Genomic DNA, 24,059 nt, shown 5'->3' on the forward strand with positions numbered 1-24,059 from the left:
TTTAGTATTCTGACAATAATTTTTGCTCATAATCAATATAACAATTTTGATGTACCCACTTAAATCCTGTTGCAACCATCCTCTCCGCAAAAATTCTTTTACCTGTTTCCTTTTCGCTTTCCAAAACCAACTCTGGCAAATTCAACTCGCGCTGAAGGTTTAAAATTTTCTCATGCAAAGGTTGTGGTTGATTATTTGTACAAATATATGATTTTTCTGGATGTTCCACGTGAAGCAAATGCGCTAAGAAATGTGCAAGGTCATCTATATGGATTCGATTTGACCAATGAATATTGGGATAACTTCGTGTGGTTTCTGCAAGTTTAACCATACGAGCAACGGATGTGCCATAAATTCCAGTTGGACGCACAATCACACATTTAGATGGATAAGCCTGTTGCCATTGCTGTTCCATTGCCAATAACAATTGACCCTGTTGATCACTTGGAATAGGCGTTGACTCATCATCAATACGCTCACCACAGTTTTCTCCATAAACACGTGTCGATGAAACCACAATAATTCTTTTGAGCGGATGGCCTTTTAAAGCCCTCACAATTGGCTGCACCGAATCTACATAGGTTTGTTGATAATTTTCGATATCACTTAGCGGAGAATTTCGAGTTGGTGCGAGCAATACATACATCACATCGACAGGCTGAATTTGCGCTAAATCGAGTTGTTGAATGTCTTGAATCAAATGTTGTGCGAAATCATCATCTTTCACACTGCGGCTAACTGTGGTAATTTGGTGATCTTGCTGAAATAATTGTTTGGCAACACGTTGCGATGTTTTACCATAACCAATAAATAGAATATGCATTACACGACCTATTCTTCGAAACCGATTTTCAAAATCAATCAAACTTAAGTTGAGGGGACATGGCTGCCGTCCATCAATTGCAAGGGGTTGGCAATGCCGCCGCTGCTTTACTTGAAAAACTAAATATTTTCACCACAGATGATTTGCTGTTTCATTTGCCACGTGATTATGAAGATCGTAGCACGATCATTCCGATGAACCAATTACAAGTCGGTCGTAGTTATCTCATGGAAGGCGTGGTCAGATCAATCGATATGCCACCTGGTAAACGCAAATCGATGGCGATTTTATTGCAGGATGATTTTGGCAAGGTTACTTTACGCTTCTATCATATCTATAAAGCACTCACAGATCGTGCTAAAGCGGGTAATCGTTTAAGAATTTTTGGGGAAGTCCGTGTTGGCGCTCGTGGCCTTGAACTTTACCATCCTGAGATCCAGTTAATTACTGAACATACAGCACTCCCTAAAACCCAACTGACAGCAATTTACCCTGCTACCGAAGGCCTAACTCAACCCAAATTACGTGAATACGTTAAGCAAGCTTTAAACCAACACGCTGATGCTTTACCTGAGTTATTACCTGAAAAATTCACCAATGGTTATGCGCTTAAACAGGCGCTGGAGTATATTCATCACCCTCCTGTAAATGCCAATATGCTACAACTTTCACAAGGTTCTCACCCTGCTCAACAACGTTTAATTTTTGAAGAATTGGTTGCACATCAAATCAGCCTATTAACCCGACGTGCTTATATTCAACAAATTGCAGCGCCAGCATTTTCAACCAGTAAAAAATTTGCAAAAGCCTTATTGGCAAGCTTACCTTTTGAAATGACCAATGCACAAAAACGTGTATCAAATGAAATTGCCAAAGATTTAAAACAAAACAAACCCATGTTGCGACTGGTTCAGGGCGATGTAGGTGCAGGTAAAACATTGGTTGCAGGTGTTGCGGCTTGTCATATTTTGGAAGAAGGCTGGCAAGTCGCACTGATGGCACCGACTGAAATTTTAGCTGAACAGCACTATATCAATTTTAAGAAATGGTTCGAGCCACTCGGTTTAAATGTGTCATGGCTTTCAGGCAAACAAAAAGGCAAGGCACGCGCTGCGGCTGAACAAACCATTAAGGATGGAACTGCCAATATTGTGGTGGGTACCCATGCTCTATTTCAGGACAATGTTACATTTTCCAAACTTGGTCTCGTGATTATTGATGAACAACATCGTTTCGGGGTAGATCAACGTCTAGCTTTACGTAATAAAGGCGTGCATAACACCACACCACACCAATTGGTCATGACAGCAACACCAATCCCTCGCACACTGGCAATGTCTGCCTATGGCGACCTAGATACTTCAGTGATTGATGAATTGCCTCCTGGACGTACTCCCATTCAAACAGTCACGATTCCTCTTGATAGACGTGAAGAAGTCTTGAATCGTATAACCATGAACTGTGCTGAAGGCAAACAGGCATATTGGGTCTGTACACTGGTCGAACAATCAGAAACTCTCGATGCTCAAGCCGCAGAAGCCACCTATCAAGAGATTAAAGATCGCTTTCCGCATATTAATATCGGCTTAGTTCATGGGAAAATGAAAGCCGATGAGAAGCAATTGGTCATGCAACAATTCAAAGACAATGAATTACAACTGCTGATTGCAACAACAGTCATTGAAGTCGGTGTTGATGTCCCAAACGCTTCCATTATGGTGATTGAAAACGCTGAGCGCTTAGGGCTTTCTCAGTTGCACCAGTTACGTGGCCGTGTCGGTCGTGGTGCAACCGCAAGTTTTTGCGCCCTGCTCTATAAGCATCCCTTATCACAAAATGGCCAAGAGCGTTTACGTATCATGCGCGAAACCAATGATGGTTTTATCATTGCAGAAAAAGATTTGGAAATTCGAGGACCGGGTGAATTACTGGGGACCAAGCAAACAGGAGATTTGGGCTTCCGTGTTGCCAAGTTAGAACGAGATGATCATTTACTTAATCAAGCGCATTATGCTGCCAGCCAAGTCCTGAAAGATGCTCCAGAAAATGCTGAAGCTTTATTAAAACGGTGGTTACCTGAAGCGCCAAGATATGCCTATGTATAAAGATCTATATAAACATCCATGCATAAGTGTCTTAGCTCGGATGTTTGATTAATTCCGCCTAATGATATGAAGGTTGCAATCCTATGAATATATCAAGTTTAAGTATTATCAAGCTTAAAAAATCTTGGGTTGATCTATTTAGCTCACTATGAGAAATTAATAACAAATAAGAATAGAACAGGCCATGCTCCAATTTATCAATCAACTTCTCCATAAAAGCATTCAAAGCATTTCCCCTTGCTTACTTTGCGGGATAGATCAACAAAAAAAGCATTCTCTCTGTAATGATTGTTGGGCACAGCTTCCGTGGTATAAGCAATATATTGAACGGCATCAACAAAAAATTCTTTGTGCTCATCGTTATGACTTCCCAATAGATCGCATTATCCAAGTCTATAAATATGAACAACAACTGCATTATCAAAATCTATTAGCACAAAGTTTATTAAATTTAAGCTTACCTAAAATTCAGGCCATTGTTCCTATGCCCATTTCTAATGATCGCTTAAAAGAACGTGGCTACAATCAAATGCTAATTATCGCTAAAATCATGGCAAGACAATTAAACATCCCCGTATGGCAACCTGTAATTCGAGAAGCACAACATTCACAAAAAGGGCTAAGCAGAATTGAGCGCTTAGAAAATATTGAATATCAATTTAAAATAATTAAAACAGAAAAACGAAAATTTAAAAAAATACTGATTATTGATGATGTCGTGACCACAGGTAGTTCAATTCATGCTTTAACCCATGCTTTAGAAAACTTAGGATGCCAGCAAATTTATAATGCTTGTATTGCTGCAGCTCTATAAATTTCCATTATCGCTTAGCGATACAAATATAGAGAAGCAAACATCGTAAAAATTATGAATGGATTAAATTTGCTTTACACCATGGGATCACGATCTCTTTGGTCAATGGCGCTAAAAGCGTTTGCGCATCATCCAAATCAATCCATTTCATTTCAGCAATTTCTGCATTAATTTTTGGTGTTTGCTCTACGTCAACTTGATAGAGATAACTCACTAATTGAAAGTCTGCTTCATTGGCTGCTTTTGTTTCAAAACGCCCAATAAACTGAGTAATCTCTGCTTGAACACTAATTTCTTCTAAAATCTCACGCAACATGGTCTGCTCAGGTGGTTCATTGGGCTCAAGCTTTCCACCAACCTGCATAAAAAATTGTGTATTTTGCTTTCTCACCAAGAGCAATTGATTTTTATCATTCAAAATCACAGCTGCCGCGACAGTAATTACATTCATAAGTTTTAAAAATAGAAAAAACACAATATATTGTGACAGTAATAAATTTAAAAACAATATATTGTGTTTTAGTTTTTAACCAAATCTACGATCTGCTTGATCTAATTTCACCAATTCTTCACGTTCTTTCACACCCCATTTTGGTTCTGGCGCTTGATAGTGATTAAAGTGAGTCAAAATTTCTTCGATCGAAGCAGAATCAATCAACTGATCTGTAAAACGTGCTTTAGAAAAGCCTTTGTCTGTCGTAAGTTGAATAAATTTCAATAAATCATCATAAAAACCTTCAACATTTAAAAATGCACAAGGTTTTAAATGAATTCCCAATTGCGCCCACGTCCATTGCTCAAAAATTTCCTCAATGGTTCCTGCTCCACCAGGCAATGCAATAAAGCCATCAGAAAGCTCAGACATTTTTGTTTTACGTTCATGCATATTTTTAACAATATACAGCTCGGTCAAATCTGGATGTGCCAATTCACGATCCACCAATCCCTGAGGGATCACACCAATCACTTTGCCTCCTGCTGCCAAAGCGCTGTCAGCAACAATACCCATTAACCCTGAACGGCCACCACCATAGACCAAAGTTTTCCCTTGCTTGGCGATTGTTTCACCAGTCAGCTCCGCAACATCAGCGAAAATTTGATCCGTACCTAATGATGAACCACAAAAAATAGCAATAGAATTCATAAATTTAACCTAACTTTAATTTTGTCATGCTAAAAATGCAGACGGCCAATCAAGATTTTTTTTACAAAACAGCAATGTAATGAGTGTTTTTCCTAAAATCCTTGTCTAAAATACACACATCAAATTGACACCACACTGCGCAAGGGAGAAAAGACATAATGCTTGAAGCCTTTTACGCCACTGAGCGCGGTAGCTTAGAAGATGCAACAATTAATGGTGGATTCGACCTACACCCTGAATTGGTATGGGTTGACCTCATTGCACCTTCACAAGAAGAACAAGAATGGGTTTTAGATGCTTACCAGCAAAATCTACCAACTCTTAAATCTTTAGAAGACATTTCATCCTCTGCACGATTCTACCGTGATGATGATGGGATTCTACATATCAGTACTTATTTTTTAACAAAAAATAAAAATTACCAAGTTGAAGGCGATCCCGAAGATACTTCAAACATGCTTGCCAATGTGCAAACGGTTGCGTTCATTTTGCATAAAGACCGCTTATTTACCTTACGTGGTGAAAAGTTGGTTGCCTTTCGTGCCTTTCGCGCACGTGCACGCCGTAATGACTATGAAATTGAATACAAAGATCCGACATGGATTCTTTTAGGCTTATTGGAAGCAAAGCTAGATGAGCTTGCGGATATCTTAGAAGATATCCACAAAGACTTAGAGTTATATTCCACAGAAGTCCTAAACGTACGTCATCGTGAAATGATTTTAGACTTAGATGACATGATTACCCGCTTAGCACAAAAGGAAGATATGCTTGGAAAAGCGCAACTTTGTCTGATTGACTTACGTCGTGTCTTGACCTTTCTGTCCCGTCCTCGTGCCTTGGGGAGTCATATCTATGATGCAGATATTCGAGAGTTGAGTGAGGATGTCCGCTCACTTGTCGAACACGATGCGTTCTTGTTCCAAAAAGTACGATTCTTGCTTGATACCACCTCTGGATTTATTAACACTGAACAGAACGATACCATTCGTCGCTTCTCCATCTTACCTAGTATGCTTGCGCCACCGATGTTGATTGCCAGTATTTATGGGATGAACACTGAAATTCTGCCATTTGCCCATGGCCACTGGAGCTTTTATGTGGTGATTACCATCTTAATTGCTTTCTTTGTAGGGCCTTTGGCTTACTTTAGATGGAAGAAATGGATTTAAATACTCCACTCCTTCTGTTGGATTGTGTTGAGATTTACAATCGTTCAAAATCCATTAGTCAATAAAAAAGCACCCTTAGGTGCTTTTTTACATCAATCTTGCATATGCTAAATTAATTTCAAGTCATCTTGCAAATGGCAAGCTTGAATAATTTTCATCATCTTTTCAGGCACTGCTTTAAACTGCAGCCCCTGAAGATTTGATGTTTGACGTAACCACTGCACAAACACAGATAAAGCAAGGGTACTGCCATGTTCAAGCTGTGATAGATTCACAGTTATTGGAAAATTTTTCTCATTTTGAATCACTCTCAAACCATTTAAATAATAGCTTTCAGCATTCTCGTAAGCAATTTTACCGCTAACATATAATTCCTGATTTTTAAATTCAATCACTCGCTTGCACCTATCTATGTTATGAGCTTACTTCTTAACAGCAGCGTCTGCATCAGGCTTGAATGTTGCAATTGCTTTATCAATATTGCCACCGTTGCGTTGCACGTTCGCAGCAAATTGGTTACGGAATTGCAAACCTAGATCGATACCAGACACATTCAAATTACGTACTTTCCATTGGCTACCTGCATCAGACAATTGGAAAGATACAGGGATCTTTTCGCCATTGTTATTGAAGTCTAAAGTAACGACAGGAAACTTGCTGTTGGTTGCCTTATACGGACGCATTGAATACGATTGATTTGAATACTTTGCAAATGCGCTACCATAATTCTCAATCAAAGTATTACGGAAGTTTTGTTCAAATTGCGCACGTTGAGCAGGAGTACTGCTATTTGCATAAGTTCCCATCACAATACGTGTAAACGCTTGACCATCGACATAAGGATCAAGGTTTTGGCGAACAATCGCTTTAACAGTAGCAGGGTTTTGCAATTTACCTTGATCTGCTTTTAAGCGTGAAATCAGGCCATCAGCAACACGTTTAACAAATGCTGGTGGTGCTTCTGCTGGAGCAGCTTGAGCGGCAGTCGCCACCATAGTTGCTAAAATAGTTGCAGTAAAAGTTTGTTTTAACAGCATGTTCATTTTCAATAACTCCTCTAATGCCTATTCAACAAATGAAGTTTGAGCATCAGTTGTTTCAGTGGATGCAGATGCATCTTTAGCTTCCGATGCGCCAGTTGATGATTTTCCTGCACCACCCGTAATAAATTTAGTAATCAAATCCTCTAGATCCATCGTACCTTGGGTGTTTTCAATGCTTTCACCACGTTTAATGTAGTTAATGCCACCACCTGGTACGATTTTCAAATATTTTTCGCCTAAAAGACCATTGGTTGCGACCATTATGTAAGCATCTTCATCAATATTTGTGATGGATTTCATGTTACCTAACAGTTGCGTTTCCATTTCTTTTTGTTTCTCAGGTGTCGCAGCCTGATAGTCAGCACTGTAATGTAAATCGCCTAGCGCATTTTCTTTTACTTTTTTCAACTGTTCTGCATTGAATGTTGTCAATGAACCATCTAAATCGAATTTAACTGTTGCATGACGTGTCACAGGATCAAGTGTAATTGCGTCAACTTGTCCAATTTTAACACCACTCATGGTCACTTTGGCACGCGGTTTTAAACCATTCACATTGTCGAATGTTGCAGTCATTTCATAACTATCTTTTAAGTTTGTACCCACCAAGCCACTCACTTTCATAGCTAAAAAGAACAGAGCGAGACCAAAAATGATGACAAAAATACCGACGGTCAGCTCACTAGCACGTGATTTCATTAAACACCTCCGAACATGACCGCAGTCAACACGAAATCAAAACCTAAAACACATAACGATGAATACACAACAGTACGTGTCGTAGATGTTGCGATACCTTCAGATGTTGGTTCACAAGCATAACCTTGATACACCGCAATCCAAGTACAAATTAAAGCGAATACTAAACTTTTTATGATGGTCCCGTTAAACACATCTTTCATAAACTGAGTACTACTCAGAATACCACTCCAGTACGAGCCTTCGTCTGCGCCGAGAAAATCAACTCCAACCATTTTGCCGCCCATAATACCAATCGCAGCAAAGATCACAGATAGCATCGGTAAACTGACAATACCCGCCCATAAACGTGGAGAAATCACGCGCTTTAACGGATCAACACCGATCATTTCCATACTGGATAATTGTTCAGTCGCCTTCATTAAGCCAATTTCTGCGGTCAAAGCAGAACCTGCACGACCAGCAAAAAGTAAGGCAGCCACAACAGGCGCAAGTTCACGCAACAAGGTTAAAGCCACAGCCGCACCCAACATTGCTTCACTACCAAAAGTGACCAAGATGTTATACATCTGCAAACCGAGTACTGCACCGATGAACAGACCAGATACAGCAATGATCAATAAAGACAGTACGCCTACTCGATACATCTGATAAATGAAAAGTTTTACACCAAGTATTGTTGGCAAAGAGAATAAAATGCGCAACAACATGAGCATTGCAACACCAATGCCCTGAACACGTTCTAGAACGCGTCTACCCAATAAGGCAATAGCATTCATGAACTAACCTCATTACTTAAATAGGCTTGATGACTAAATTGATAATCAACAGGACCTTCAACTGAACCTGTTAAAAATTGCTGTACAAATGGAGAAGCGTGTTGTTGCAATTGCTCAGGTGTCCCCTCGCCTTGCACCTTACCTTCAGCCACAACATAAATATAGTCAGCAATTGATAATGTTTCATCAACATCATGTGAAACAATAATTGTTGTTAGATCTAAAGCATCACGTAATGATCGAATTAATCGGGTCAAAACCCCCATCACAATCGGATCTTGCCCAGCAAAGGGTTCGTCATACATAATCAAGTCTGGGTCAAGCGCAATCGCACGAGCAAGCGCCACGCGTCGATTCATCCCGCCAGAAAGTTCTGCGGGCATTAACTTTTCAGCACCACGCAAACCAACCGACTCTAATTTTAGTGCCACCAACTCAGCAATTAAATTTTCTGGTAATTTTGTATGTGCGCGAATTGGAAAAGCAACATTTTCATAGACGGTCATGTCGGTAAATAACGCACCACTCTGAAATAACATCCCCATACGCGCACGTGCAGCAAAAAGCTCATTACGTGACATCGAAGCAATGTTTTTCCCATCAAGTCGTACTTCACCAGCATCTGGGCTAAGCTGACCACCAATGAGCCGTAACAGGGTTGTTTTACCCGTTCCAGATGGTCCCATGATTGCGGTAATTTGCCCACGACGAATCTGCAAACTCACATTATCGTAGATAACGCGTTCACCTCGGTTAAAACTTAAATTTTTGACTTCAATTAAAGCTTCAGCTTCGGAATGACTGTGTTTATTCATAGCTGAACTTTTTCCTGCATTTATCAGCCCACATACTATACTCTTAAATATCTATATGTTTTGTAATTAAAAGATAATAAAGAATATTCATCTTTATAAATAAGGTTACTTGGTCTATTTTTAGTTTTTTACTTTTAAATTTTATTTAATGAGCAAATAGATTATCTAAAAAGCAGGCTATAAAAAAAGTACCCAACATTTGAGATCAATAAAAGTGAGAACATGTATAACATAATTACCTCAAAGAAATCACCAACTTTATTAGATTCAATTTTTCATAAGTTAAGTCTAACTGTTTTATTAAATAAATTGAACTATGTCACACTTTATTTTACCAAATACTTTTCAACTTGCAATAAAAAACCAGCCTTTAGGCTGGTTTTTTATTAAAAATATCTAATTAATCGTTGAATTTGCGACGCGGACGGTCTGCATTGAATTCACGCTTTGGACGATCTTCACCACCAAATTCACGTTTAGGACGATCTTCACCGCCAAACGCACGTTTAGGGCGATCTGAATTAAATTCACGCTTCGGACGATCTTCACCACCGAATGTACGCTTAGGACGATCATCACCGAAAGAACGTTGTGGACGGTCACCGAAACTACCTTCACGGCGTGGTGGACGATCACCAAAATCACGCTTAGGACGATCAGCAAAACTACCTTCACGACGTGGTTTGTAATCTACGCTGTTGCCACGGTTGTCATCATTCGAGTTAAAACGAGGTTTATCGTTAAAACCGCCTTCACGACGTGGACGATCAGAGTTGAAATCACGCTTAGGACGATCTTCACCACCGAATGAACGTTGTGGGCGGTCACCGAAACCACCTTCACGACGTGGTGGACGATCACCAAAATCACGCTTAGGACGATCTTCACCACCGAATGAACGTTGTGGACGATCACCGAAACCACCTTCACGGCGTGGTGGACGATCACCAAAATCACGCTTAGGACGGTCATCACCATAAGATGGACGATCACCACGTGGTTTGTCATCGAAGCTACGGCGTGGGCGATCATCACCACCTTCACGACGTTTGAAGTTTGATTCACCTTCAAAACGACGACCACCGCCGAAACCGCCACGACCGCCTTCACGACGACCACCACCGTTACTACGACCACGACCGCCACCATCACGACTACCGCGAGCTGGAGGTGGAGATGGTTCTAAACCTTCGATTTCAGAAACACTTAAACGCGCTTCTAAATAATCTTCTAAAGCACGGATTTTACCGCGTTCACGGTAAGTTGCTAAAGTGATTGCTTTACCGGTACGACCCGCACGACCTGTACGACCAATACGATGCACATAATCTTCATTCTTCATTGGAAGACCGAAGTTAATTACGTGAGAGATTGTTGGTACGTCAAGACCACGAGCAGCTACGTCTGTAGCAACAAGAATTTTTGCACGACCTTCACGGATACTGCGTAAACGACGGTTACGTACAGTTTGTGGCATAGCACCATGAAGCGCAACAACTGAAAGACCTGCTTCTGCAAGCTCTTCAGCAAGCATATCTGTATCTTCTTGAGTTGAAGCAAATACTACTGCTTGATCTACGTCTTCTTCATTTAACCAATGCGTAAGCAATTTTTTCTTATGCTCAAAGCCATCAGTCCAATGTAAAGTTTGGGTAATATCAGTATTTGTAGAATGACCTGTTTCAATTGCAATACGTTCAGGTTCGTTCATCATGCGTTCAGCAAGATTAATGATACGTGGTGCAAATGTTGCAGAGAACATTAATGTTTGTTTTCGATTTAAAGCTAAATCGCTGATTGCTTCTAGGTCTTCAGAGAAACCTAAGTCAAGCATACGGTCAGCTTCATCGACGATTAAAGCATCAACTAAATCAAGTTTAATTTGACGACGGTTTACAAGATCAAGTAAACGACCTGGAGTCGCAACAACAACTTGTGCACCTTTTAATTGTTGGATTTGCTTACCAAAAGGCATACCACCCATAATTGCTGCAACACGTACACCTTTCATATGGCGTACAAATGCAATCGCATCTTGACATACTTGTTGTGCAAGTTCACGAGTAGGTGAAATCACCAAGATATTTGGTTGAGTTACTGCTTTCATACGATCTTTAAATGGTACAAAAGTATCTTGACCAGCTAAAGCGTTTAACGTAGGGAGTAAGAATGCAGCAGTTTTACCAGAACCAGTTTGGCTTGATACTAGAAGGTCTTTTCCTTCTAAAGCCGCTGGAATAGATAGTTCTTGAACAGGAGTCGGCGTAGTAAAACCAAGACTCTCGAGTGCTTTCTGTAGCGACTCGTCTAATGAAAATTCAGCAAAAGTTTTGCTCATAGAGATATTCACCCTAATGTGGGTGCTCCATTAATATATGGTCTGATGGACATCGGCAAAAAGCGGCACAGCAATAATCGCTGAAAATATAGAATCAGCGGCGATCCGAGAACGACGATGCGTATAACGCACATTTGATAACAGCCGCAACCTGAAGGAATCGCTTAAGCGATTGGGTGGGGCGCGAAATATTGTCCTCTCTTTGGACCGGACGCGCATACACAATATAGAAGAGAAATGTTCAGGTAATGAACGAAATTTAGTGCGTGCGCAGAGTATAGCAGAATTTATAATAATGTCACGAAGTTTTATTGTTTTTTCCTGTATTGTATTAAATCATTCATAATATTCAGGAATTAAATAAAAAACTTGATCTACAACTAGACTCTCATCCTCAATAATATCTGCTACAGCGACCGCTAAACACCTAATGGTAAACTCACTTAGAATAATCATATTGGATTGCCAATGATATGTGCCTAAAGCGCACTCTCCTGTTTGTTTATTTTTCTGCATTAAATATTGAATATTTTCAGTTGTGCTTGCACTGCCCAAAAATGTTTGTCCATCTATAATGACCCAAAAGTCTATGTTTTGCAGCGCAACATCTTCATGAGGAATTGTATGATGGGTTTTTAGACTAAATTTTTCATTTTGATAAATAGTTTTCAATTGATCTATTCCGAGTTAGTTTTTGGATTTCATCTAAGTGCCACCATTAATTCGATAAATTCTATACCGTGCCTGTTCTGCAAGCTCTTCTTTATCTGAATGCGTATATTCTTCTATTAAATTGATAGCTTCTACTGTACCTATTTCTTGTAATACCCAAAGACATCTTTTGAAATAGGCAGAATCCTCTTCACTAGCTAAATATGCCAAGTGAGGTTTTAAAAAAATTGCTCGCTTTATATAAGGAATAGCATAAGGATCTTTTCTCATTTGAAGATCCCAAATAATTTCCATATGATCCTCATGCTCTAATAGCAATAATCTTTCGCATTGCTCTTGAGTTGTTTTAGATTCATCTATTTTAAGATATGGATTTCCCTGTTCCATTTTTTGGCTCATAGATTTAAAACCAAATAACTTTTTTACTTTATCCAGTAAATTTCTCACCCTTAGCTTCCCCCAATAAGTTGTATTATTTTTTATATAAGTACTATTCGCTAGGTCTTGCAATCACAGAAGTTTAAACAACGACATTCAGTATTGGTAGTATTGCATTAAATCACAACCCATAAAAAAGCCTTCATAAAAATGAAGGCTTTTTAAAACTCAATCTACACAAGTATAAATTACTTCGCAGCTTCACCCCAAGCAGGAACAACAGCTTGCATCAATGGTTTTAACATTTTCATAGAACACGCAATCACTTGACCATTTTCCATAGAATCTGAACCACCACGAGCATCAACGACTGTACCACCCGCTTCTTTCACCATAAGCTCGCCTGCTGCGATATCCCAAGGTTTTAAACCGAGCTCAAAATAACCATCTAAACGACCAGCTGCGACATAAGCCAAGTCTAATGCAGCAGAACCTGCACGACGATATTGTGCACCAGCTTCAGTTACATTTAATAATGATTCAAAATGGTTTTTCGCATAAGAAACAATCTCACCATTACGTTTAGCGCGGTAAGCATGACCTACACCCATAAAGGTATTTTCAAGACTGTCTTTAACATTCACACGAATACGACGTTGATTCAACATTGCGCCACGACCACGGCTTGCAGAGAATAGCTCATCTTTCACAGGGTCATAAATAACACCGTGTTGAGTTACACCTTTATGTTGAACTGCAATAGATACACAGAAATGTGGGAAAGCATTGATAAAGTTTAAAGTACCATCAAGAGGATCAATCACCCAACACCAATCGGCATCATGACCTTTACCTTCTTGTAGCCCAAACTCTTCACCAAGGAAGCTGTGATTTTTATAACTTTTACGAAGCGTATCAATAGTCAACTGCTCGATATAACGATCTACACGAGTCACTGGACCATCAATTCCTTTTTCTTCGACTTGTAGATCGAGTTTATGACGATTTTGATGCGCTTTTAAAAGCTCTTGACCAACTAACTGAGCCGCACGCGCAGCCATCACCACCATAGGTTCCATTGAACACCCACTACAAATTTGAAGATACTGATAAAGAATAATGCATAAAAGCGCCGACATTTTAGCAAATATCGGCGCTTTTTGGGAAATTTTGTTTCTAAAATTTTACAACTTCAATTTTTACATAAGCTTAAACGTGTTGTACTAGCTTTAACCATGCCTGTTCAATCGAGTTTTGAATACCTTTTTCATCTAAACCACAGTCTTGAAGCATTTCAGAGTGGCTTGCTTGTGCAAGAAATTCATCAGGTAAACCTAAGTTTAAAATTGGCTTCAGAATTTGTGCCTGTGCCAAGAACTCATTTACGGCACTACCCGCACCTGCCATCACCGCATGTTCTTCAACAGTAACAAATAAGTGCGTTTTATCTGCCAAATCACGAATAATTTGTTCATCCAGTGGTTTCACAAAACGCATATTGATCACACGAATTGCGATATCCAATGTTGGTGCGAGTTGTTTTGCTGATTCAAGCGCAGGTTGAACACGACTGCCAAAAGCCAAAATCGTGATACCGTCTTCGTGTTCAGTATTGAGTTCTAACAATATTTCAGCTTTACCAATTTCCAGCTCAATCAACTGTTGTTGAATTTCTACACCTAAACCATTACCGCGAGGATAACGTACTGCAGTTGGCCCTTTGTATAGATATGCTGTATGCAACATTTGGCGACATTCGTTTTCGTCTTTTGGCGCCATGATCACCATATTTGGAACAGTACGCATATAAGCATAGTCATAAGCACCAGCATGCGTAGGACCATCTTCACCGACTAAGCCTGCACGATCAATACCAAAGGTCACATCAAGATTTTGTAAAGCAACATCATGAATCAGCTGGTCATAACCGCGTTGCAAGAAGGTTGAATAAATCGCCACAACTGGCTTTAGTCCTTCACAAGCCATACCGGCGGCTAATGTCACAGCATGCTGTTCTGCAATAGCAACATCGAAGTAGCGCTCTGGAAATTGCTTAGCAAACTGTACCATGCCTGAGCCTTCACACATAGCAGGGGTAATCGCGAGTAATTTGTCATCTTGTGCAGCTTCATCGCAAAGCCATTGCCCAAATACATCTGAATATTTTGGTGCTAAATTTTTAGTAGCTGAAGCATTAATTTTGCCAATCGCATGATATTTAATTTGATCCGCTTCAGCAGGCGCAAAACCCTTACCTTTCACAGTATAGACATGGATCAGGCGTGGCCCTTTACGTTTTTTAAGCGCATTAAAGACTTGGACCAGTTGCTCAACATTATGGCCATCAAATGGGCCAAAATAATCAAAACCAATCGCTTTAAATAGATTATCCGCGGCATCAGTCGCAGATTGATGTAAGCGAGAGTTGTAGTTCCATTCAGGACAATCCTGTACAAAAGCTTGCCCTTCTTCATCAATATTGATGAATTGCCCTTGTTCCCAAATTGCAGCCAAATGCTTAGCAAAACCACCAGTGCTACATGAAATCGACATATCATTGTCGTTGAGTACCACCAACAAATCAGCATTATGTGCCACTGCATCATTCATGGCTTCAAATGCCATTCCAGCAGTCATCGCACCATCACCAACGATGGCAACAACTTCACAAGGATCTTTTTGATAACGACGTGCCAAGGCCATGCCCAAGCCAGCAGAAATTGCAGTCGATGAATGTCCTACACCAAAAGTATCGAATTCGGATTCATCACGTGCTGGAAAAGCTGCCAATCCATCTTTAGAACGGATGGTCATCAATTGCTCACGGCGTCCTGTAAGAACTTTATGTGGATACGCCTGATGGCCTACATCCCAAACTAAACGATCTCTTGGGGTTTCAAAACAATAGTGTAAGGCGACTGTTAACTCTATAACGCCAAGGTTTGCACCAAAATGCCCGCCACTTTGTCCAGCAGCATACAAAATAAATTGACGCAATTCGTCTGCGACCTGCGGCAATTGGCTTTGCTCAAACTGACGTAATTGTTGAGGATGATTAATTTCATTCAACAAAGGCGTAACAGGACGATGACTAGGTATTTCGGTATACAACATATGTGGCAAAGCCTTCTAAAGCCTGGCAAATCTAGCTAGGTAAACGGGTTAGCATGATTGTGAGAACAAATCATATCACATTCGATCAGCCACATTTATAATGATGCGTCATTGGAACTTCCAAGTCAGCTAGTGTGCTATTGGTGTCAATTATCATGAATAATCTATCTATATATCAACTATTATCGTGTGCTTTATACAAAAAAGAAATTTTTATAGCAATGTTATCTATAAAAACATGCTTTACAAACCTACCAATGTCCAAGCATTACGCTATACTTTAGCCAATTTCTAAACAAATAGATGGAAGATTCTGTGTCAATAGAGTTTGTTGCCACTTCAAAATTACCCACTGCTTATGGTGATTTTAAAATTTCTGTATTTCAAGATCCACAAACAGGTGAAGAGCATGTTGCTCTTTCTAAGGGTTTAGAAATCGCGCCTACAAACCCCGTTTTAGTTCGTATTCATTCAGAATGTTTAACTGGCGATGCCTTTGGCTCATTAAAATGTGACTGTGGTCCTCAATTGCACAACACCATGAAAATGATGAATGAAGCAGGTCAGGGTGTGATTTTATATTTGCGCCAAGAAGGTCGTGGTATTGGTTTGACCAATAAAATCCGTGCTTATGCGCTGCAAGATCAAGGGCACGATACTGTTGATGCAAATTTATTGTTAAACCTACCTGCTGATGCACGTAAATATGATATGTGTAGCATCATGCTTGATCATTTACAGGTCAAACAAGTTAAACTCATTACCAACAATCCATTAAAATTAAAAGCTTTAACAGATTTAGGTATTGATGTATTAGATCGTGTACCGTTGACAGTGGGCTTAAATAAGTTCAATGAAGATTATTTAAAAACCAAACATGACCGTATGTCTCATATGTATGAGAAAGATGATTTTTAAATAATCACTAAGTTAAATAATAGGAGACTGAACTAATGAAATTAAGCTCAATCTTATTTGCAATCATTCTCCTTTTATTCAACGCATATGATTCAAAAGCCTAATCTGCAATCATTCAATAATTAAAACAGCTCCAACAACAAGGTCACTTTTTGCCCGACATTTTTTATATTCTGAGATACAAAATCCTTAATTAAAGCAAAAACTCGATTAGCTATGAAAAATTTTTAGATATTATTGGCCTAGAAAGCTCAGATATTATTTTAAATACTTGGGTATATGTTGAAGTCATTAATAAGTTAATTGAACAAAAGAATCAGTAAAACCATAACATCTCTAATAATTCACTAATTTTTATAAATAAAACATCAAGAAAGATTTTGCTCTCTCGGATGGCGACAGGGATGTCACCGTTGGGCAAGGATGACAGGAGTCCCCTTTGCCCAACTAAGGATTTTTGTTTCTTTCATCCCTGAAAAGAAAGGAATCATCTACACTTCTTCATCTAAATGTTTAAATACAATATTTTGTAAAATAGAATCATATCGTCATCGAGAAAATTTGCGTTTCAGGTTTTCTACGTTTTAAATGCAAATCAAACGCCATACAGATATTACGGACAAAAGGTTTCCCTTGCTCCGTGATCACAATCCGATCCACTTCAATATTCAATAAACCATCGTGCTGCATTTCAACAAGCTGTTGAATCACATCACCACGTTCGGCAAAATCCATCATGTGATCTGACCAAGAGGTTTGAAAGGTACACATCAAATTCAAAATATGTTGACGAATCTTTAAATCTTCTACACTTAACACATGCCCTTTCACCACAGGAATTTCATCATTTTCAAGACAACTGTAATAAGCTTCTAAATTTTTTTCATTCTGTGCAAAGCTATACCAACTATCACCAATTGAAGATAGACCCAATCCGATCATGACTTGTGTTTTTGATGAGGTATAGCCCATAAAATTACGATGCAAAGTACCTGCATGAAATGCTTGATACATCTCATCCCGATCTAAAGCAAAATGATCCATCCCAATCTCATGATAACCATGGGCTAAAAGTTGCTTTTTCCCTTCTTCATATAGCGTTCGTTTCATTCCATCTTTGGGCACATCATGATCTTTAAACCCACGCTGTCCATTGCCCTTAATCCAAGGCACATGGGCATAACTATAAAAAGCCAAGCGATCTGGCATTAAAGTATTAGTCAAATCAATGGTATGCAATACATCTGCTAATTTTTGAAATGGCAAACCAAAAACCAGATCATGTGAAATGGATGTATAGCCAATGTCACGTGCCCATTGCGTGACTCTTTCTACATTTTCAAAGGGCTGGACACGATGAATGGCTTTCTGAACATTCTCATTATAGTCTTGCACACCATAGCTGACACGGCGAAAACCAAGCTCATATAAGGCCTGTAACTGTTCTCGTGTGGTATTATTGGGATGCCCTTCAAAACTAAATTCATAACGATCCGCAATATTGGCTTTGGCTAAAATACCCTGAATTAATTGTTGTAAATGCTCAACTGAAAAAAATGTTGGTGTCCCACCCCCCAAATGGATTTCTTTAATGATGGGTCTGTCTTCTAGCAACTGACAATATAAATCCCATTCTTTTAAAACTGCTTGAATATAGGGTAGTTCAACATCATGCCGTTTAGTGACTTTTTTATGGCATCCGCAAAAAGTACATAGACTTTCACAGAACGGTAAATGAATATAAAGACTGATGCCTTCAGCGAGATTAGACTCATCAAAAGAGCGCTTTAGCGTTTGTTTCCATTGTTGCAGCGAAAATGAAGCCTCATCCCAATATGGAACCGTTGGATAACTAGTATAACGGGGTCCAGCAACATTGTATTTTTGAATCAAGGAACAACTCATATTCACTGCTCGATACGCAATTAACATTCAAAATGAAATAAACCCAAAATTGAATTTATCCTCAATACATTGTGCTGAGCTTAAGGATAGATTTCAACCTAGCGAATTGCTCGGGATTGCGAAGCTTATGCCAACGATAACCAAAGATTTTCACTCACGTTCAATTAATTCACGGCACGTTCAAAAAATGTCTTCATGATGACTTCGTTTTGTTTTTTTTGAATTTTTATGTTTTGATGTAGAAAATTTTTCAATTCTCCTTTGAGGATGATCATGCAAAACCCGACTTCTGCAGATATTCAACGTGTTCGTGATTTCCTGACAGATTTACAAGCTCGAATCTGCTCTGCCCTAGAGCAACAAGAAAAATTAGGCCATGGCACTGCAACATTTGAAATTGATGACTGGCAACGCCCTGAAGGGGGCGGTGGCCGTTCATGTGTTTTACAAAATGGTACTGTGATCGAAAAAGGCGGGGTGATGTTTTCTCACATCAACATTTCCAAACTACCAGCTTCAGCAACAGAACGCCATCCAGCAATTGCTGGAGCCAAAGCACAAGCCTTGGGTGTTTCTTTGGTCATTCATCCAACAAACCCCAATGTTCCAACATCTCACGCCAATGTACGGCTATTTGTTGCAGAACCTGAAGGACAGGCACCAATTTGGTGGTTTGGTGGTGGTTTTGACCTCACGCCTTTTTACCCGAATGATGAAGATGTTTTATCTTGGCACCAAACAGCATTTGATCTATGTGCACCGTTTGGTAAAGAAATTTATATGGAACATAAGCAATGGTGCGATGATTATTTCTATTTAAAACATCGTGATGAACAACGGGGTATTGGTGGATTGTTTTTTGATGATTTAAACCAATGGGATTTTGAAAAATGCTTTGAATATATACAAGCGGTCGCTCATGGTTATTTAAATGCTATTTTGCCTATTTTCCAAAGAAATCAGGATAAACCATTTACACAAGCCCAACGAGACTTCCAACTGTATCGTCGTGGTCGCTACGTTGAATATAATTTGGTTTATGATCGTGGAACTTTATTTGGCTTACAAACTGGTGGGCGAATTGAATCTATTCTGGTCAGCATGCCACCACTTGCTGCATGGTCTTATCGCCCAGAATGGGATGAAAATAGCCCAGAAAAACGCCTCACTGATCATTATTTAAAGCCTAAAGACTGGTTGTCCATATTAAAGTAATCATCAGCAATTTAAGCTTCATCGTTAAAAAGCTATCTTTCATTTAAGATAGCTTTTTAACTTAAACCGTTGAATACTTCTGAGAAAATAAGTCTTGAAAGATTTACTCACAATTAAAATGAGAATAATTCACGATTAGGACACTTTTTTAATTTAATATATGTTCGAACTTGGCTAAGATACCAACCTTAAAATTTCCTTAATTTTTTTGAAAAAAGTCTTAGCATTAAAGATTATTATAGCGGTAGAAACCAGAGGTAGGTATGAGGAATTTATTAGAAAATCACAAGGTTACACTTTCATTCAGTATTTTATTTTTATTAGCATGCTCTATTTCAACCACTATTATCTCTAACAACCATCTCTCTGACAGCATCTCGATTACCTCTAGTGTTGTATTATCTGCTGGATTTCTTGTTGTTTTTGCTATGATTTTTCTTGACTTCTTAGAGTCAGTTTGCAACCCATAAGCATCTTTTTTAAAGCACAACATTTCCCAAAAAACCTTCCTCTTAAAAACCAGCTTTAGCGCGATTAAAAAAGAGCTCTAAATCATCAATTTATTCAAATTTTAGCATAAGCTAAACTGCATATAGTTTGGTTGTATCATCCATTTTCAAGTATATTGTCGAGATTCTCTAAAAATCAATACAATCAATACTTGGACATTTGGCATGAGTAAACTATTCGCAGTCATTGGAAATCCGATTGAACACTCTCGTTCACCTGAACTACACCATGCCTTTGCAGAAAAGACTGGTATTGATCTCAACTATGTAAAACGTCTTGCCCCACTCGATGGCTTTACTGCAAGTGTTAATGAATTTTTTGCACACAATGGCATAGGTATGAATGTTACTGTGCCATTTAAAGAACAAGCTTTTGCCTTATGCCAACAACTGACAGAACGTGCAAAAATCGCTAAGGCAGTCAATACGCTTTGGATGGAAAACGGCATTTTGCATGGTGACAATACAGATGGACAAGGTTTAGTCGATGCGATTAAAGCATTGGACTGGACTTTAGAAAACACAGATATTTTGATTATTGGTGCAGGCGGTGCAACTCGCGGTGTGGTTTACCCTTTGGTAAAAGCGGGGGCTAAAATGATTGTGATTGCCAACCGTACCCGTTCACGTGCGGAACAATTGGTGGCAGATTTACAAAGCGCTGTTCCTGAAGCAGAACTTTCCGCTTGTAGCCTAGATGAATTAGATGGGCAATTTGATCTTGTTATCAATGCGACTTCGGCAAGCTTAACGGGTGATGCACTGATTCTTCCTGAAACCTTAACCTTTCACCATGCTTATGAAATGGCATATGGCAAACCTTCAAGTTTTATCGATCAAGCCAAAGCGCGCCAGATTCCAAGCTCAGAAGGCTTCGGTATGTTGGTTGGACAAGCCATCGAAGCATTTTATATTTGGAATGGGGTTCGTCCAAATTTAAAAGATTTTCTTTAATCATGGATGTATCTTTGTTTTAAAAAATCAATAAAAAAGAACCTCAATTGAGGTTCTTTTTAACCAAACCAAGATCAATTACTTTAACTTGGCATCACTCAAGATCTGATAGGTTTGCTTAAATAAATCATAATCAATAAATTCAGTCGCGTCTTGATCCAAGCCAGCCACTACCTGATCGTTAAATTTATTACGTTTAAATGCAGTATAAGACTTGGCTAAAATCTTCGCTGTTTTGATAAAGTCAGCACGTTGCCCTTTTTCAATCTCATTTTCTGCTTCAAACTTCTGCATATAATATTGCACAAAAACAGCTTCAGTGGTTTTGTATTTCTTAACTAAATTCTGAATTTCTAAAACACTTTGCTTATCTTTCCAGACTTTAGCCACGATCTCATCAACAGCATTTCCAAGTCCATCATCATATTGGTGGTCATCTTCCAAATGATGTTTTTTCTGTAAAGCTTGGATCTGCTTTAAAGTCTGGCCTTTTGGATTGTAAATCCCTTCATCAGAATAAGAATAAGCGTAGACTGCCGCAATTTCCTGTAAATCTTGAGCAGAGTATTGTTTGATTAGCTCAGGTTTTTCTGCAGTCAGTTTGGCAATAAATACCGCTTTATAGGTTTTTTCATAGGAACCCGTTTGTGCAAACACCTGTTCAGCCAACTGTGCTAAACGCTCATCTAAAGTTAAGTATTTTTGTTCTGAACGGCTGCCTGTATCACCTGAAACACCCGCAATACCACCTACAGCTTGCTCCATAATGCTGCCTTTAAAGATGTCTTTAAATGGTTTGGCTTGCTGTAAAACACTCTGGTCGATCTTGCTGGCATTTCCATAATTAAGGAATTGCATATCCATCTTAACATTCAGCTTACGATTTAATTTATCAAAATCCACACCCAAATCATAATCTACTTTTACCGCCCGGCCTTTGTTATCTAAAGACAGATCAACGATTAAAGGATTACGTTTGTTTTTAGCCGGCAAACTGGCTTCAACTTCAGTATGATGTTGATTCCACAATTGTTTAAATTGTTGAGCATCAACCAACTGGTCTTTCGCATAGCCTGTAAAGGTTTTGACAAGCGCTGCATTACTTTGCTGCTGTAAAGTTTTGCTGGCTGAAGATGCATCATCCTTTTGTTCAGTACTTAAAACATCAATTTCATAATGATACTGGCAATATTCCACATCACCAAAACGTGGATGAGCTTTTGCTTTTGTTAAATCTTCACACTGTTGTTCAGTTAAAATTTTCTGACGCGCTGCTGATACGTCTTCAGACTCAGCTTCAACATTGTCATCTTCCTGCTCAGCAGCATCAGAAGCTTGGCTAGTGGCATAGTCTTCGTCATCTTCAACTGCTTTTTTAGCCGCGTCTTGTGCATCTGCATAAACTGCATCCACCTCTTCTTCAGACGCGTCATGAGATTGACGATTGACTGCACTATAAAGTTGATACATGGCGCTAGCGGCATCAGCCACTCCCGCATCATCAGTATTGATCCCCGCTGAGGCTTCTTCTACTGCTTTCATTGCAGCTTGTGCCGCTTCGTTAGCATCATCGCTAGATTGGCTTTCTCCTGTAGTATCTAATAGTTTTGCAATATTAGTAGCGCTCAATCCAAGCACTGAATTCATGAAATATTGACGATTTACTGTAGAATACAATTGACCTTGCAAAAACATTTCTTCAATGGTGGTATTCAAGCGGATTTTTTCAACCACACCTGTTTGCTTCTCAGCTGAACTCACCGCAAGATTTTCAATTTGATTCGGGGAAGCAATTAAATAAGAGGTTGCGCCTGATTGTTTAAGCAACTCAACCAAGGCTTTTCCATTTACCTTGGCAATATCATCTTTATATTTAGAAAAATCATAATAGGCATATTTATTCTGATCTTGTGAATTAGCCAAATAAGGCATCAAAGAATAGATATGCGTATAGAATTTATAATTATTTAAATCCAAAACTGTAGGAATACGCATTTCCACAGAGAGGTTGGGTTTTTTATACAGTGTCTCTAAGTTAAACGATGCCATTTTCTGACGATAATTTACCGTTCCATCATAACGAATCTGCAAATCATTCACGATATTTTGTACAACATCTGCGCCCATACCAGCAAAACGACTAAAATACTTTGAGTCCTGTTTAGCAATTGCTTGATAAAGATCTTTTTTTTGCGCATCGGTTAACTTGATTTTTTGATCTTTCAGGTATTGATTGACCTTTTTTTCAATTGTAGTATCTAATTGTTTTGTATCAGCTGTGTTGGCTTTCTGAACGCTATCAAGTCGAACCTTAACTTGTCCACGGTAATCAAAATTTGGATATTCATATAAGGCATTAAACCCTTGAATTGCACGTTGCGGAGCGTCTTGATCTGCATTTAAAGCATTGCTTTTAATCACATGTGTAGAACATGCTGATAAACTCAAACCCAATAAACACAATGTTAATTTTTTTAAATGCATGATAGATCTACCCACTTGAATATTATAATGACAATAAAAATAACAATGAAACAATAAAAAACAAAGTGTACAAGACTATCAAAAAATCAACAAATTCACATGTGCTTTTTCTACCAAATTCGCATTTCTGACAATTTTTTTAGAGAGTCTTATCAATGTAATTCCCATATGATTATGA

The 24,059-nt window shown here is 38.9% G+C and carries 21 protein-coding genes and 1 pseudogene; 7 read left to right on the plus strand and 15 right to left on the minus strand.

The window, feature by feature from the left end; genetic code table 11:
* Position 1: 1 nt before the first annotated feature.
* Positions 2-823 carry an NAD-dependent epimerase/dehydratase family protein gene (locus ACG916_RS07000; RefSeq protein ID WP_419327708.1) on the minus strand — a complete coding sequence of 274 codons (822 nt, stop codon included), beginning with the start codon at positions 821-823 and terminating at the stop codon, positions 2-4.
* Positions 824-882: 59 nt separating this feature from the next.
* Here ACG916_RS07000 and recG point away from each other — a divergent pair, with 59 nt between their 5' ends.
* A complete protein-coding gene (gene recG / locus ACG916_RS07005; protein ID WP_419327709.1) occupies positions 883-2,928 on the plus strand; it encodes an ATP-dependent DNA helicase RecG in 2,046 nt (681 codons plus the stop codon).
* A gap of 184 nt (positions 2,929-3,112) precedes the next feature.
* Positions 3,113-3,742 carry a ComF family protein gene (locus ACG916_RS07010; RefSeq protein WP_419327710.1) on the plus strand — a complete coding sequence of 210 codons (630 nt, stop codon included), beginning with the start codon at positions 3,113-3,115 and terminating at the stop codon, positions 3,740-3,742.
* Positions 3,743-3,794: 52 nt separating this feature from the next.
* Here ACG916_RS07010 and ACG916_RS07015 read toward each other — a convergent pair whose 3' ends face one another.
* Positions 3,795-4,193 carry an NUDIX hydrolase gene (locus ACG916_RS07015; RefSeq protein WP_056512162.1) on the minus strand — a complete coding sequence of 133 codons (399 nt, stop codon included), beginning with the start codon at positions 4,191-4,193 and terminating at the stop codon, positions 3,795-3,797.
* Positions 4,194-4,268: 75 nt separating this feature from the next.
* Positions 4,269-4,886 carry an LOG family protein gene (locus ACG916_RS07020; RefSeq protein WP_419327711.1) on the minus strand — a complete coding sequence of 206 codons (618 nt, stop codon included), beginning with the start codon at positions 4,884-4,886 and terminating at the stop codon, positions 4,269-4,271.
* Between the two features lie 158 nt (positions 4,887-5,044).
* Here ACG916_RS07020 and ACG916_RS07025 point away from each other — a divergent pair, with 158 nt between their 5' ends.
* On the plus strand, positions 5,045-6,058 hold the full coding sequence (locus tag ACG916_RS07025; RefSeq protein WP_004725641.1) for a magnesium and cobalt transport protein CorA: 1,014 nt from the start codon (positions 5,045-5,047) through the stop codon (positions 6,056-6,058).
* Between the two features lie 107 nt (positions 6,059-6,165).
* Here ACG916_RS07025 and ACG916_RS07030 read toward each other — a convergent pair whose 3' ends face one another.
* The 10 genes from ACG916_RS07030 to dxs all read right to left on the minus strand — a co-directional run bounded on the left by ACG916_RS07030 (position 6,166) and on the right by dxs (position 15,896).
* Positions 6,166-6,453 (minus strand): toluene tolerance protein, encoded by a 288-nt coding sequence (locus tag ACG916_RS07030; RefSeq protein WP_419327712.1) that lies wholly within the window; start codon positions 6,451-6,453, stop codon positions 6,166-6,168.
* A 27-nt stretch (positions 6,454-6,480) separates the two neighbouring features.
* Complete coding sequence (locus ACG916_RS07035; RefSeq protein WP_004725637.1) at positions 6,481-7,101, minus strand: MlaC/ttg2D family ABC transporter substrate-binding protein; 621 nt, start codon at positions 7,099-7,101, stop codon at positions 6,481-6,483.
* A 21-nt stretch (positions 7,102-7,122) separates the two neighbouring features.
* Entirely contained in the window at positions 7,123-7,800 is a 678-nt protein-coding gene (mlaD, locus tag ACG916_RS07040) for an outer membrane lipid asymmetry maintenance protein MlaD (protein WP_244014196.1), read from the minus strand.
* The gene (gene mlaE / locus ACG916_RS07045) at positions 7,800-8,579 is read right to left on the minus strand and encodes a lipid asymmetry maintenance ABC transporter permease subunit MlaE (protein ID WP_004725633.1); all 780 of its coding nucleotides are present in this window, start codon (positions 8,577-8,579) and stop codon (positions 7,800-7,802) included. Before mlaE ends, mlaD begins: the two co-directional genes overlap by 1 nt.
* A complete protein-coding gene (locus ACG916_RS07050) occupies positions 8,576-9,394 on the minus strand; it encodes an ABC transporter ATP-binding protein (protein ID WP_004725631.1) in 819 nt (272 codons plus the stop codon). Before ACG916_RS07050 ends, mlaE begins: the two co-directional genes overlap by 4 nt.
* Positions 9,395-9,794: 400 nt before the next feature.
* Complete coding sequence (locus ACG916_RS07055; RefSeq protein ID WP_419327713.1) at positions 9,795-11,732, minus strand: DEAD/DEAH box helicase; 1,938 nt, start codon at positions 11,730-11,732, stop codon at positions 9,795-9,797.
* Between the two features lie 336 nt (positions 11,733-12,068).
* Positions 12,069-12,404, minus strand: coding sequence for a hypothetical protein (locus tag ACG916_RS07060; protein WP_419327714.1), 336 nt, complete (start codon positions 12,402-12,404; stop codon positions 12,069-12,071).
* Between the two features lie 33 nt (positions 12,405-12,437).
* On the minus strand, positions 12,438-12,851 hold the full coding sequence (locus tag ACG916_RS07065; RefSeq protein ID WP_419327715.1) for a hypothetical protein: 414 nt from the start codon (positions 12,849-12,851) through the stop codon (positions 12,438-12,440).
* Between the two features lie 179 nt (positions 12,852-13,030).
* Complete coding sequence (locus tag ACG916_RS07070; protein WP_004725624.1) at positions 13,031-13,861, minus strand: inositol monophosphatase family protein; 831 nt, start codon at positions 13,859-13,861, stop codon at positions 13,031-13,033.
* A gap of 130 nt (positions 13,862-13,991) precedes the next feature.
* The gene (gene dxs / locus ACG916_RS07075) at positions 13,992-15,896 is read right to left on the minus strand and encodes a 1-deoxy-D-xylulose-5-phosphate synthase (protein ID WP_336953477.1); all 1,905 of its coding nucleotides are present in this window, start codon (positions 15,894-15,896) and stop codon (positions 13,992-13,994) included.
* A 315-nt stretch (positions 15,897-16,211) separates the two neighbouring features.
* Here dxs and ribA point away from each other — a divergent pair, with 315 nt between their 5' ends.
* Together ribA and ACG916_RS07085 are read left to right on the plus strand one after the other, a co-directional pair.
* The gene (gene ribA, locus ACG916_RS07080; RefSeq protein WP_336953476.1) at positions 16,212-16,814 is read left to right on the plus strand and encodes a GTP cyclohydrolase II; all 603 of its coding nucleotides are present in this window, start codon (positions 16,212-16,214) and stop codon (positions 16,812-16,814) included.
* A gap of 212 nt (positions 16,815-17,026) precedes the next feature.
* A pseudogene (locus ACG916_RS07085) lies at positions 17,027-17,137 on the plus strand (DUF4844 domain-containing protein); the annotation flags it as partial.
* A 217-nt stretch (positions 17,138-17,354) separates the two neighbouring features.
* Here ACG916_RS07085 and hemN read toward each other — a convergent pair.
* Positions 17,355-18,719: an oxygen-independent coproporphyrinogen III oxidase gene (hemN, locus tag ACG916_RS07090; RefSeq protein WP_419327716.1), complete on the minus strand. Its 1,365-nt coding sequence runs from the start codon at positions 18,717-18,719 to the stop codon at positions 17,355-17,357.
* 273 nt (positions 18,720-18,992) lie between these two features.
* Here hemN and hemF point away from each other — a divergent pair, with 273 nt between their 5' ends.
* Both hemF and aroE read left to right on the plus strand, forming a co-directional pair.
* A complete protein-coding gene (gene hemF, locus ACG916_RS07095; protein ID WP_336953474.1) occupies positions 18,993-19,934 on the plus strand; it encodes an oxygen-dependent coproporphyrinogen oxidase in 942 nt (313 codons plus the stop codon).
* 674 nt (positions 19,935-20,608) lie between these two features.
* Positions 20,609-21,397: a shikimate dehydrogenase gene (aroE, locus tag ACG916_RS07100; RefSeq protein ID WP_336953473.1), complete on the plus strand. Its 789-nt coding sequence runs from the start codon at positions 20,609-20,611 to the stop codon at positions 21,395-21,397.
* Between the two features lie 78 nt (positions 21,398-21,475).
* Here aroE and ACG916_RS07105 read toward each other — a convergent pair whose 3' ends face one another.
* Positions 21,476-23,881, minus strand: a complete 2,406-nt coding sequence (locus tag ACG916_RS07105) for a hypothetical protein (RefSeq protein WP_419327717.1) — start codon at positions 23,879-23,881, stop codon at positions 21,476-21,478.
* Positions 23,882-24,059 lie beyond the last annotated feature (178 nt).

Source organism: Acinetobacter legionensis (genome assembly GCF_048552295.1).
GTDB lineage: Bacteria > Pseudomonadota > Gammaproteobacteria > Pseudomonadales > Moraxellaceae > Acinetobacter.

Coding starts and splice junctions, on each gene's coding strand:
- ACG916_RS07000 (WP_419327708.1), bottom strand. CDS start 823: ATGCATATTCTATTTATTGGTTATGGTAAAACATCGCAACGTGTTGCC.
- recG (WP_419327709.1), top strand. CDS start 883: ATGGCTGCCGTCCATCAATTGCAAGGGGTTGGCAATGCCGCCGCTGCT.
- ACG916_RS07010 (WP_419327710.1), top strand. CDS start 3,113: ATGCTCCAATTTATCAATCAACTTCTCCATAAAAGCATTCAAAGCATT.
- ACG916_RS07015 (WP_056512162.1), bottom strand. CDS start 4,193: ATGAATGTAATTACTGTCGCGGCAGCTGTGATTTTGAATGATAAAAAT.
- ACG916_RS07020 (WP_419327711.1), bottom strand. CDS start 4,886: ATGAATTCTATTGCTATTTTTTGTGGTTCATCATTAGGTACGGATCAA.
- ACG916_RS07025 (WP_004725641.1), top strand. CDS start 5,045: ATGCTTGAAGCCTTTTACGCCACTGAGCGCGGTAGCTTAGAAGATGCA.
- ACG916_RS07035 (WP_004725637.1), bottom strand. CDS start 7,101: ATGAACATGCTGTTAAAACAAACTTTTACTGCAACTATTTTAGCAACT.
- mlaD (WP_244014196.1), bottom strand. CDS start 7,800: ATGAAATCACGTGCTAGTGAGCTGACCGTCGGTATTTTTGTCATCATT.
- mlaE (WP_004725633.1), bottom strand. CDS start 8,579: ATGAATGCTATTGCCTTATTGGGTAGACGCGTTCTAGAACGTGTTCAG.
- ACG916_RS07050 (WP_004725631.1), bottom strand. CDS start 9,394: ATGAATAAACACAGTCATTCCGAAGCTGAAGCTTTAATTGAAGTCAAA.
- ACG916_RS07055 (WP_419327713.1), bottom strand. CDS start 11,732: ATGAGCAAAACTTTTGCTGAATTTTCATTAGACGAGTCGCTACAGAAA.
- ACG916_RS07070 (WP_004725624.1), bottom strand. CDS start 13,861: ATGGAACCTATGGTGGTGATGGCTGCGCGTGCGGCTCAGTTAGTTGGT.
- dxs (WP_336953477.1), bottom strand. CDS start 15,896: ATGTTGTATACCGAAATACCTAGTCATCGTCCTGTTACGCCTTTGTTG.
- hemN (WP_419327716.1), bottom strand. CDS start 18,719: ATGAGTTGTTCCTTGATTCAAAAATACAATGTTGCTGGACCCCGTTAT.
- hemF (WP_336953474.1), top strand. CDS start 18,993: ATGCAAAACCCGACTTCTGCAGATATTCAACGTGTTCGTGATTTCCTG.
- aroE (WP_336953473.1), top strand. CDS start 20,609: ATGAGTAAACTATTCGCAGTCATTGGAAATCCGATTGAACACTCTCGT.
- ACG916_RS07105 (WP_419327717.1), bottom strand. CDS start 23,881: ATGCATTTAAAAAAATTAACATTGTGTTTATTGGGTTTGAGTTTATCA.